Origin of the sequence: Bradyrhizobium sp. CCBAU 51745, assembly GCF_028128715.1 — a bacterium.
Classification (GTDB): Bacteria; Pseudomonadota; Alphaproteobacteria; order Rhizobiales; family Xanthobacteraceae; genus Bradyrhizobium; species Bradyrhizobium manausense.
This window is the reverse complement of record NZ_LBJP01000069.1, coordinates 60373-71149: the sequence shown is the minus strand read 5'-3', so window position 1 is coordinate 71149 and position 10777 is coordinate 60373. Positions and strand designations below refer to the sequence as shown.

Genomic DNA, 10777 nt, shown 5'->3' with positions numbered 1-10777 from the left:
ACGATTTCGGATTCAGGACCTCGGAAGAGATCGAGTCAGGGAACTTTGCCACGGCAGGCCCATGCGACGTTTGCAAAGGATCGCGGCCCATCGGGCCGGCCGGCCTCGTAGGCATCGCGCACGGCGGCATCGGTGCGCGCTCGCTCCGCAGCGTCGAGCGCTGCCACATACTTGCCGAGCGGCCCTTCGCCAGCGGCAATCGGAGCCCAATAGTCGGCAAAGTCTTGGTAGTCCATGCGGATCATCAGCTCCATTTCCGCAATGTCCACGAGACCCTGTTCGGCAAATGTCCGTCTCAGTTCGCCTGGCTGCATCATCGGTTGAAAGCAAAAGCGACGGCGCAGCTCGCGTCCGCTTTCTCCGAGTGCCGCCACCGTGTCGACCATCATGCGCATGCCGGGCATGCCGCCGAGATGATCCCACACCGCTGCCGCGACCACGCCGCCCGGCCGAACGACGCGGCGCATCTCGGCCACTGCCTTGCCGGCTGCGGGAACGAAGTGGAGCACGAGAAGCGCCAAAGCGCGGTCGAACGCGCCCCGCTCGAAGGGCAGGGCGCAGGCGTCCGCCTGTCGGACTTTTATTCGCGGGTTCGTGTTGCGCCGGATCACCTCCTCGACAAAGATTGGTGAATAGTCGACCGCGTCAATCTCGACGACGTCGGCGGCTTTGACGAGCGCGAAGGTCAAGCTCCCGCTGCCGCAGCCGAGGTCGAGAATCCTTTCGCCGTCGGCAACCCCTGCGAAGTCGATGAATAGCGGCGCGAGTCTTCGGCTCCAGCGGCCCATGAGTTGCTCATAGCCCGCAGCGCTGTGTACGTTGAATTCCGAGGTCATCGAAGTCTCCGTGCGCTCGCCAAATTCCTGGACCTCGACGGGGTGGTTACCAAGCCGCTAAAGCAATCGCATTGCAATCGTGGCGAGCACGCCGTGCGGCTATGACGCGTATGAGAAGATCTGCCACGGCGGGCTCCATTTGACGGCTACCACGCCTCCTCAAGGCCGAGATGCTCGAACACCTCGCGACGAAGCTTAACGAAATGCGGATCGCCCCGGTGGCGAGGATAGGGCTGGCTGTTGACGACTTCGGCCTTGATCCGTGCAGGTCGGTCGCTCAGCACGATGACGCGGCCGGCGAGCAGGAGCGCCTCCTCGACATCGTGCGTGACCAACAGCGCTGTGAAGCTCGAGCGCTGCCAAAGTGATACAAGTTCTGTCTGCATCGCGATGCGAGTGAGCGAGTCGAGCTGGCCCAAAGGTTCGTCCAGGATGAGCAGTGTCGGGTCGTTGACAAGCGCACGCGCCAGAGCCGCGCGCTGTGCCATGCCGCCGGAAAGCTGGTGCGGGTAGGCATTGGCGAAGCCCGTGAGCCCCACCAGACGCAAGGCGTCTTCGATACGTTCGCGATGGGTGCGCAGCAAGCCGCGGGCTTCCAGACCGAGCGCAACGTTGCTCCACACTGTCCGCCATGGATAAAGCGTGGGGTCTTGAAAAACGACGACGCGCGACGGATCGGGTGCTTCGATCTTCCTTCCCTCCGTTAGCAGGGCGCCGGCTGTTGGAGTGTCGAGCCCCGCGACCAGGCGGAGCAAGGTCGATTTTCCGCATCCACTCGGTCCAAGGATAGCGACAAATTCGCCGCGGCCGACCTGCAGGCTGATGCGGTCCAACACCGGTAGGGGCTGCCCTTCGAAATTGAAGCGATGGCTCACTTCGCGGAGTGTTAGCGTCGATCCACGGACCGAGTGATCGCCTGCCATCGCCGCTACCATCGCACCAGACCTTTCTGCCAGGATAGTAGGCGATCCCGGAAGCGGAACAACAGCGTGATCAGCCCTGAGCACAAGAACGCCATGAGCAGCAGCGCGGCGTACATATTGGCATAGGCCGCCCAACCCTGCGCCCATTGCAGATACCAGCCGAGCCCGGCCTTCACGCCCAGCATCTCGGCTACGACAAGAACCGCAAACGAGTTGCCGAGCCCCATGAACAGGCCAACAAAGACATGCGGCATTGCCGCCGGAATGGCAACCTTGAGCACGAGGAAGCGCTGGGTTGCTCCCAATGTCCGCGCAATATCGTAATAGGCACTCTTCACGCAGGCAACGCCTGACCAGGTGAGCACGGTGACCGGAAACCCGGTGGCGAGCGCGATCAGGAAAATGCTGGCGCTGAAGCTCGACGGGAAAACGAAAAATGCAAGTGGCAGCCAAGCTGTCGCGGGCAGCGGCCCGATGAACCGCAAAACTGGGTGGATCCAATAACCGGCGAGCCGCGACCAGCCGATCGCGACGCCGGTTACGAACCCCAGCGCCGCACCGAGAAAATAACCGGTCGCGAGCAGACGCGCTGAGGCGAAGATGCCTTCAGCCAGCCGCCCCCAATCATCGATGACGACTTCGACAATGGCCTGCGGCGGCGGAAAAAATGGCAACGGCAGCAAACCAAGCTTTGCTGTGACGGCCTCCCAAGCTGCCAAAAACAGCCCGAGCGCGAACAGCCACGGAGCAAGCCGCTGGAGACGCTGAAAAGCAACAAATCGAACGCCGGCAAAGGCCGCCAAGGCAAGGGCAAGGGCCAATGCGCCGCAGGCAATGGCGAAGCCGCCCGTATAGACCCAATCGCTCGCGGGCTTATCCGGCCAGAATGCAGTGAGCGCGGCGACTATACACCATGCGACCGCAACAGACAGCCCGCCAATCAACGACCGAGTGGCGGAACTTTCAAAAAAGCCGAAACCCGATTTCTCTGATGGCCTCGGCACTTCATCGATGACCGAGCTCACTGCGGATCTTCCCAATCGGGTCAGCTTAGAACGTCAAGATAAATCCGGTCCGCGAACTTGGCCGGGTCAGTGCTTCGCTTGATGACGTTCACTGCCCTGAGTTCATCGGTATAGAGCAGAAGCTGCTTCTTGAGCTCCGCCCCGACGGGATGCCTGTGGTGAGTATGGCTACGATACATCGTGGCGAGATCCTCTAAGGACCCTCTCCCGCCATAGCCCGAATAGATTGCAGCGGCATCGGCGGGATCGCTGGCAACTCGATCTGCCGCTTCCAGTATCGATCGTGTCAGAGCGGCCGCCACCGCCATTTCGCCTCGGGTGAGGCTGCCACGTATCGCGAGAACGCAGCAGGTGCGGTCGGCGAATTCACCCGTTAAGTTCGTCGCGATCTCGTTCAGTTTGCCTTCCTTGAGCCAGAGGTAGGGCAGCGGATCTATCTCGGCTAGCGCCTGCACTTCGCCCTTATCGACGGCAAGCGCGAGCAGATTGGCCGGGTACTGGCGCCACTCTACTTCTTGGGCCGGATCGATGCCCTTCTTGGCGAGGTAGATCGAAAAGAAGTTCTTCGCCGGGCTCGCTTGATCGCTAATCGCGATAGCCTTGCCACGCAGGGATTCCAGGCTGTCAATATTCGCAGCCTTGGAGCCGAGGAGCCGGATGCAGCCGCCGTGCACACCCGCGGTGATCCGAACGTCAAAACCTTGCTCGAGCGGTTTGAGCCAACGCAGGGCCAACCCCAAACCAGCATCTGCCTTGCCAGTTGCAATCGCCTCCAACAACTGGTCGGTCGAACCGCCGAAATTGACGAAATCTACATTGAGGTTGTGCTTGGCAAAGATACCCCGTTCTTTTGCGACTGGCGCAGCGACCGTGCATGCCGCGTTCGCGTTCCAGGCGAGTTTTAGTTGACGGGGTGGGCCCTGCAGCTCTTCACTGTTCGCTGCGGTGCGGCAAATGAAGGCCTCGCCAGGAACATAAGACAGCGATCCAGCCCCAGAAGCCGTCAGCGCGCGAGCCGCTCCGAACATTCCAAACGGCGCCGCGGCGCCGAGAGTGCAAACCAACGTCAGCACCGAGCGGCGGGACAAGGTGCCCCGCTTCGCTTCAGCCAGATCTTTCGTTAAGCTGTTGCCAATTTCGCGCTTTTCCATTTGTCGCTCCCAAACTCGCGTGTGAATGGAATAGAACCGGGCGGCGCTTTGCGGGGCTTTAGCTCACCTCTCCATGGGCATCATCCGAGCCCGTCTGCTACACAGGTGTGAAGACGTTCACATTAACGCAAAAAATTGGAAGGCGATAGCGGCGAGGCGACTAAGGCTCTTGTCAATCGTATTGACCTACTCACGGCAGCCCTGTCGCATTTAATCGCGATCGGCGGGGGTAGATGATCGAAATTTCGATCGTGCGCACGCACCAGCATGGAGCCAGCGTTGCGTGAATTCGGCGACGCGATCTAACGCTAGTCGGCATGATTTGGGATAATCGGCTGGTCGCAGCAGAACGGAAACTACCGGTTAGGCTTTACACTTTTGATCCATGTCGGCTTCCCGCTTCACTTGCTTTCGCGGGAATGTCAAGAGCTGGGGCATCCTTACAAGGAGGTCGCATGATTACCGCCGTTGTACGATACAAACTGCCGTCGCAGATCGACCACGCCACGTGTCGCGAGCATTTTCATAAGATCGCACCCAACTTCCGCGAGGTGACGGGACTGATCAGTAAGCACTTCATCTGGTCCGAAAGCGGCTGGGCGGGCGGCGTGTACCAGTGGGAGCGCATTGAGGATGCCAAGGCGTTCTACACCGGGCCGTGGCTTGACGGCATCATCCAGCGCTACGGCATGAAGCCGCAGATCGATTTATACGAGGTTTTTGCGGTGACAGACAACACGAGCGGCAAGGTTGAGCTGTTCAAGGAGACCGTTGCCTCCAAAAGACGCCTGAGCAGATCTCGCTGATCTGCTGTGCGAGAGGTGGCGGTCGGTCGCGCAGGCGAATGCCGGCGCTCGCTTCCGCTTGTGGGGGGAGCTCTTGACGCAATCCGGCGCGCCGAAGGCTGCACCGCGACGCGCAGTGTCGCCTAGGCGAGGCTCATAAAGTCGCGGACGTCAGCTTTCGACGACCAAGCGGAAATCCTACGATCAATCAGAGCATTCGACCGTCAGCCGAAGACCTGGCGAAACGAAGATCGTGTTGCCGCCCGAATTGGGGGATCACTGATCCCGGCAATTCGCTGTCTGTCATGCCATTCGCCGTTGATCTCGAGTAGCGCATCTAGCGCAATGTGGCCGTGCGGTGCGGCGATAGTCGGAGCCTTGGTTACTATCGAGTGGCTACGACCAGCATGCGCATAAGCTTTCCGTGGAACGTGCGTTGGCGAGAATGTGCAGGTTGCCGTAGTGCATATCTTTCATGCCGCGCTCCCCTCTAGGAACAGCATATCGTCAGTTCTAGGATATTCGAAAAATCAAACGCTCGCCTTCCAAGACCACCCTCATAGGAGGTTCGACGGCGTGTTGGCCGGTTTGGCACGTTCTGAAGCAAAGTCGTGGAGCGTTGCACATTTGCAACCCGCACAGCCGTTTGGGGGAGTAAGCTGGTCGATCAGAATGACCGAAATATATTTTGTTTTAGTTCGACAGTCTCAGCGGGGGCGAAAAGTGTTTGATGTCTATCGCAACGGGAAGCGTGACTTGCTCGTTCTACGCACAGGGTCCGCGATACCCGGGGCTTACTCTGCAAATAAGTGGCGCAAGAGCAGAAAAAGAATTCTCAAAGTAAGCGATGAGATTCGGTCAAGCGTTCAGCGACAAGGCTATTACGTTCGTTGCTTGCAGGTGGGGAAGAAGGCTTCGATTTAGTTCAAACGCATCGGGTCGGATCTGCCGATTTGTAGAGCTGTACTGGGTCCGACGGTATCGGTCATCCCACGGCTATGACTTCCGGCCGGCCGCGCCGAGCGGACATTGTCAGCGTCCGTTGGAGGGTCTCAAATAGCCCATCAGCGGAGGCCCTCAACCCTCGTTACTCGGTATGTGAACGAATCCCTCGGACCAACCAATGCGGTCGAAGGGGTGATAGTCTACTGAAAGCCGAGCGGGTAGTCAGCAAAGCCCTGCATCTTCTTCAAAACGCCTACTGCAGCCTCTGCGCTCTCTTTGGTGGAAAAGATGCCGATGAATTTTGTGTGTTCGTCTCCGTTCTCCTCCTCATAGCTATGAAACACCGCAAATGCTCCTGCTACCATCGAGTCTAGCTGTTCAATTGTGTGCTCATCCATAAGCCGTGCTCGCCGCGGATCGCGCTGGTCGATTTCGATGATCCATTCGTCCGTGGGGGCTAGCCATAGCCAAATGCCGATTACTGGGGGTGCCAATCGGCACATGCTCTTGCATCCAAGGCGCGAGTGCAAAGGAGGAGGCGAGACGGTGGGCCGCCCGTAATCGGCCTGCTCCGGGCGTTGCGGCGGCAGATCAAGTGGCTTGCGCGATGAAGAAGCCGCAAACTGCGCCGGCTCAGCAACGCGGGAGGCGTGTGATGGAATTCTTCTGTGGTTTGGATGTCGGCATGGACGAGACAGCGATCTGCGTGGTGGACGCCGCCGGCAAGGCGACGCTGGAGACAGTGGTGGTGACCGATCCCGACGCGATCAGGACGGCGCTCGCGCCGTATCTTGGCCGCTTGCGGCGGCTCGGCCACGAGGCGGGCTCGCTGTCGGCCTGGCTGCATCCGGAACTGCTCAAGCTCGGCTTGCCGGCGGTGTGCCTGGAAACCTTGCATGTGCGTGCGGCGCTGAAGGCGCAGCGCAACAAGACCGACCGGGCGGACGCGCTCGGGATTGCCCACATCATGCGCACCGGCTGGTTCCGCAAGGCGCATATCAAGAGCGAGGCGTGCTACCGGCTGCGGCTGTTGTTGACGCACCGGCGCAACTTGAAGCGTAAGTTTCTGGACCTGGAGAATGCGATCCGGCATTCGCTGAAGGTGTTTGGCATCCGCCTGAGCCGGGTCGGACGCGGCGGTTTTGCGCAAGCCGTCCGCGAGGCGGTGGCGCACGATGCGTTGGTCAGCGAGCTGATCGATGCCATGTTGAATGCGCGCGCCGCATTGTGGAAGGAGTACTGCCGGCTGCACGATCTGGTGGTCAAGCTGGTCGCTGGCCATGAGCTGTGCCGGCGCTTCATGCAGATTCCAGGCGTCGGTCCGATCGCAGCGCTGAGCTTCATGACCGCGATCGACGATCCGTCGCGCTTCCGCCGCTCGCGCGACGTCGCGGCGTATTTTGGCCTGACCTCGCGGCGCTGGCAGTCCGGATCCTCGATCGACGTCAAGGGCCGGATCAGCAAGGCGGGCGATGGCGATGTGCGGCGGGCGCTGTACGAGGCTGCCAGCGCGCTGCTGACCCGCTACCGGAAAAAGGACAAGGTCAAGAGCTGGGGGCTGGCGCTGGCGAAGCGCTCCTCGCACCGCAAGGCCGTGGTGGCGGTGGCGCGCAAGCTCGCCGTGATCATGCACGCGATGTGGACCACCGGCACCTTCTATTGCGGCGATCCGGACACATCTGCGGCGGAGATGCGGGCCGAAACCACCGCCAAGCAACGTAAACTGCTCGGCGCTTACGCATGAGCTGCGAGATCTCTCGAGCTGGCAGCACCGCGGCGATGGCCGCGACCTGAACATGGAGCTCCGCGGTGAGCGGATGAGGACTGGTGCAGCACAAATACGACGGAACGCACGTTATCTTGCCTGCGACGATGCATCTTCGGATGCCGACCGATCGCGCCGGATTGCCTGTGATGTGGCTCCGTCACACCGATGGAAAGATGCGCCGCGACGGCGTCCGCGCTGCCTTGCTGCAGCGAGTTTGTGCCGTCGCTGAGCGCGCAAGACTGCACGGCGCATCAGGACTCGCAGCCATCGCGGCGCATCGTGTCATGGCGTGGATCATAGAGGCTTGTCGCAAACGAGAAAGGAAGCGAGAATGGCTGAGACGAGAGAGACGACACGACCGATTAAGACGGCAAGATTATTTTTTCAGAATGAGCCCCATTGCGCGCGCCATTCGCCTCACGGATCCGGCGTGCCGACCCAGCGCCACCGCTATCTCCGACACGACACGACGACGCGCCAGCCACGCAAGCCGTTTTCGCTCAGCCTCAGTCCATTCCTTTGGCTTCGACGATCTCATTTCGAAATGATCGAATGAGCTCGACGCGTGCGATATTGGGAAATTTACGGGTGGCGGCGAGCGACTAAAGCACTCCGTGGCGCCCCGGGACGGGGATGGATGGAAATCAGCTCGGGCGAGCGTCAATGGGGTCTCTGGTTATTCTCAGCCAGCCGGACCCTCTCTCTCAGCCTCTCTAGGTCCTCCATTGCTTTAAGCAATCTCACCAGATCGGAGACCATGTGTGCCAGAGTGGGCTTGCGCGGCTTTGGGACTCGTGATTTCTGTTTCATCGCGAAACGGCTCCCTTCCAGGACCGACGGAGATCGGCTGGCTCCGCAAAGAGCATGCCAGCGGGGGTGCAACCGGGGAGCCACGCCAGAGAGCGCGGGCGCGGGTGCAAGGACCTCTCCGCGTGTCCCCAAAGCTTATGCAGGGAGCGCAAGTAGCCAGGGTTGCACTCGCTATCCGCTCAAAGCCACGCGACCCGCCGCGGTAATTCGGTATTCAGTTTCGCCGGATGTTTGGGGGATTGCGTCAACCAGGCCCAGTTCCACCAGGCGCGCGACGAGTTCGTGATCAAACAGTGGAGTGCTGATCCACGGTTCGGAAGACAGCTACTTCAGGAACGCGCGCTCGATCTCAGTTAGATCCACGGTCGCCTCTCTGGAGACAACTCGACGCGCAAGACTGCCATTCCGTGTTTGGGGATGAACCTATCAACTAGGACAGGAAGCACTTGCAAGCCCGATTACAACGAGAGCTTGCCCGATGAGGGGCTGTTAGGACAAGTGAGCTAGACGACGCGCAGGCTGTATTCCCCCGGACGCCGAAGAGGATCGTCGTCGAAATTTCACAAGGAATTACCGTGAGCGGATCCTGCCGCGTCCGGCTGTCCTAAGTGCTGGAGGGGACCTTTAGTGACGGCGCGAACCGTTCCGAGAATGTTGCGGCCTTCGCGTCCCGCGCTGCAGAAAGGGCGGCCGAAATAAACGATGAAAATCCGAGCGTTCCTAGCCCTACAAGCACTACGCCGGCAACGAGGAGACGCATTAACCCTCTCTCATGGGCGACAATCCTTCTGAGTATCGGATCGCATTGATTCAACATCGCTTCATGCGACAGGGAGGGGCGGTCGGATGAAACGGGACGCGAGCTTCATGAATGCTCAATCTGAAACCAGCTCCCATCGAGACGCTTGGCGTTTGCGCATTGCAGCAAAACGCGCGCTCGGGCAACGCCGCGGCGGAAGCTAGGGCCGACTGTCTGATTTATGAGGAGCCCGGGCATTTGAAATCACGGCGCCTGCGGCGGGCCGCTGCTCGTCTCCTTGCGGAAATGAGCGCTCTAGCGCCGTACCCAGCAATGACGCCGATGATGAATGCGGCCGCCACTAGCAAAGATACCGAGAACCGCTCCATACCAGCAAATGCGCTACCAGGCTGCAGCGTTCCTCGTGGGCCACCTATGGGCCCAAACCCCCGAGGGTTAGTGCAATACTCGTGCGGCCTCTGCGACGCGAACCTTCTCTCTAAGGTCCTCGAGCTCCTGAATCATCTTCAGGAGATCGGGCAAAAGGTGCGCCCGCTTCAGAATTCGAGCCTTTTGTCCCATCGCCATACGCCTCCATGGCAAGCTAACGGCGAGCCACATTAAGGCGCACACAGGCAAATTTTCTGCTGCACAGAGAATTGCATTTTTAACGAACCGGCTGAACATGTCCGTCTGCCTAATAACCCGGACCGAGATATATCGTCCGCGACGAGTTCGTGAAGGCGTCTGATCGCGCGCTTTCCAGATGGGCACGGCTGGCGACGAAGGCGGACGTTTTGATAACGGTCGAGCTCCATTCTCTGGCTCGGGTTGCGAGCGTCATCATGAAGGAGGCCGCAGAGCAGGGGTATTGTATCGTAGCCGAGGAGTCGAGTTCCTGAGATCGTTCGTGGCTCTGGTCGAGCACCTTGTCGCCGCGCGGTACGATCGGGAGTGCAAGTCGAAGCCGCAGCGGCTTGGCAGGCAGACACATGAGGCGCCAGCCCAGATCACATAGAAACGCGGCCAGTGGCTGGTCGCACATGCCGGAATGCTGAGCGATGAATAGCGGCCCGCCAGGTTTGGCGGGCTGCTCTCTTGCGGCTCTCTCGGACAACCCGTTTAATGGTTTCGATAGCTGGGAGGATCGCAATGCAAAAAATGATCACGGTGGGCATTATGACTGCCGCGCTGGTCCTTTCAGCGTGTGGCAGAGAGCCTGGACCAAAGGGGGATCCGGGACCGCAGGGCCCAGCCGGCCCGCAGGGGGCCCAAGGTATTCAGGGTGTGCCGGGGCCACAGGGCCCTGCCGGCGTGCAAGGACCACAAGGACCGCAGGGGCCAAAAGGTGACAAGGGAGACAAGGGCGATCCGGCGGCGGTCAATATCCGAGCGGTGCAGGTCGATGGCGCCGTCAATTGCGACAACGGAGAAACCCTTGTCTCAGTGTTTTGTCCCGGTGGTGGGAGCGCAGATGGCGCGAAGTGCGGCACTTCACCGACGATTGGTCTTTGCCTGAAAAAGTGAACTCGGAAGAAGGCCCGCCGGTTCACCCTGGCGGGCCTATCACCTCATATTCGGACGCGACGCCCTCCGGGTCGTGTTCGTCAAACCAGGCCTGCGGCTTTCGCGGTGGCGAAAGCGTTCAACTCCTTGCCCTGGTCGTAAATCCACACAGTCATTGCACTGTCGGCTCCTCTTCAATCTCCTGTCCGTGCAGGTGCTCCATAACTTGGGCCAGGTCGCGCCTGTCAAACACCTCGTCCGCAGATTAGGCAGCCCATAAAGTGTTCGG

General features: G+C 60.2%; 8 protein-coding genes. 3 read left to right on the top strand and 5 right to left on the bottom strand.

What is annotated here, in order from left to right; all coding sequences use genetic code 11:
- Nucleotides 1-35 precede the first annotated feature (35 nt).
- The 4 genes from XH98_RS17055 to XH98_RS17040 form a co-directional block, all read right to left on the bottom strand.
- Entirely contained in the window at nucleotides 36-836 is an 801-nt protein-coding gene (locus XH98_RS17055; protein WP_271597357.1) for a class I SAM-dependent methyltransferase, read from the bottom strand.
- 146 nt (nucleotides 837-982) lie between these two features.
- Nucleotides 983-1771, bottom strand: coding sequence for an ABC transporter ATP-binding protein (locus XH98_RS17050; RefSeq protein WP_442868596.1), 789 nt, complete (start codon nucleotides 1769-1771; stop codon nucleotides 983-985).
- Nucleotides 1765-2703 carry an ABC transporter permease gene (locus tag XH98_RS17045; protein ID WP_442868598.1) on the bottom strand — a complete coding sequence of 313 codons (939 nt, stop codon included), beginning with the start codon at nucleotides 2701-2703 and terminating at the stop codon, nucleotides 1765-1767. The genes XH98_RS17050 and XH98_RS17045 overlap by 7 nt, the downstream gene beginning before the upstream one ends.
- A 101-nt stretch (nucleotides 2704-2804) precedes the next feature.
- Entirely contained in the window at nucleotides 2805-3935 is a 1131-nt protein-coding gene (locus tag XH98_RS17040; protein WP_271597354.1) for an ABC transporter substrate-binding protein, read from the bottom strand.
- A 455-nt stretch (nucleotides 3936-4390) separates the two neighbouring features.
- Here XH98_RS17040 and XH98_RS17035 point away from each other — a divergent pair, with 455 nt between their 5' ends.
- The gene (locus XH98_RS17035) at nucleotides 4391-4741 is read left to right on the top strand and encodes a hypothetical protein (protein WP_271619334.1); all 351 of its coding nucleotides are present in this window, start codon (nucleotides 4391-4393) and stop codon (nucleotides 4739-4741) included.
- A gap of 702 nt (nucleotides 4742-5443) precedes the next feature.
- Nucleotides 5444-5644 (top strand): hypothetical protein, encoded by a 201-nt coding sequence (locus XH98_RS17030; RefSeq protein ID WP_271619333.1) that lies wholly within the window; start codon nucleotides 5444-5446, stop codon nucleotides 5642-5644.
- A gap of 221 nt (nucleotides 5645-5865) precedes the next feature.
- On the opposite strand, the gene XH98_RS17025 is transcribed toward XH98_RS17030, so the two are convergent.
- Nucleotides 5866-6063, bottom strand: coding sequence for a DUF7336 domain-containing protein (locus XH98_RS17025; protein ID WP_271619332.1), 198 nt, complete (start codon nucleotides 6061-6063; stop codon nucleotides 5866-5868).
- A gap of 257 nt (nucleotides 6064-6320) precedes the next feature.
- Between XH98_RS17025 and XH98_RS17020 the strand changes: the two genes are divergently transcribed.
- Entirely contained in the window at nucleotides 6321-7409 is a 1089-nt protein-coding gene (locus XH98_RS17020; protein ID WP_271619331.1) for an IS110 family transposase, read from the top strand.
- The last annotated feature ends 3368 nt before the right edge of the window (nucleotides 7410-10777 follow it).

Coding starts and splice junctions, on each gene's coding strand:
- XH98_RS17055 (WP_271597357.1), bottom strand. CDS start 836: ATGACCTCGGAATTCAACGTACACAGCGCTGCGGGCTATGAGCAACTC.
- XH98_RS17050 (WP_442868596.1), bottom strand. CDS start 1,771: ATGGTAGCGGCGATGGCAGGCGATCACTCGGTCCGTGGATCGACGCTA.
- XH98_RS17040 (WP_271597354.1), bottom strand. CDS start 3,935: ATGGAAAAGCGCGAAATTGGCAACAGCTTAACGAAAGATCTGGCTGAA.
- XH98_RS17035 (WP_271619334.1), top strand. CDS start 4,391: ATGATTACCGCCGTTGTACGATACAAACTGCCGTCGCAGATCGACCAC.
- XH98_RS17025 (WP_271619332.1), bottom strand. CDS start 6,063: ATGGATGAGCACACAATTGAACAGCTAGACTCGATGGTAGCAGGAGCA.
- XH98_RS17020 (WP_271619331.1), top strand. CDS start 6,321: ATGGAATTCTTCTGTGGTTTGGATGTCGGCATGGACGAGACAGCGATC.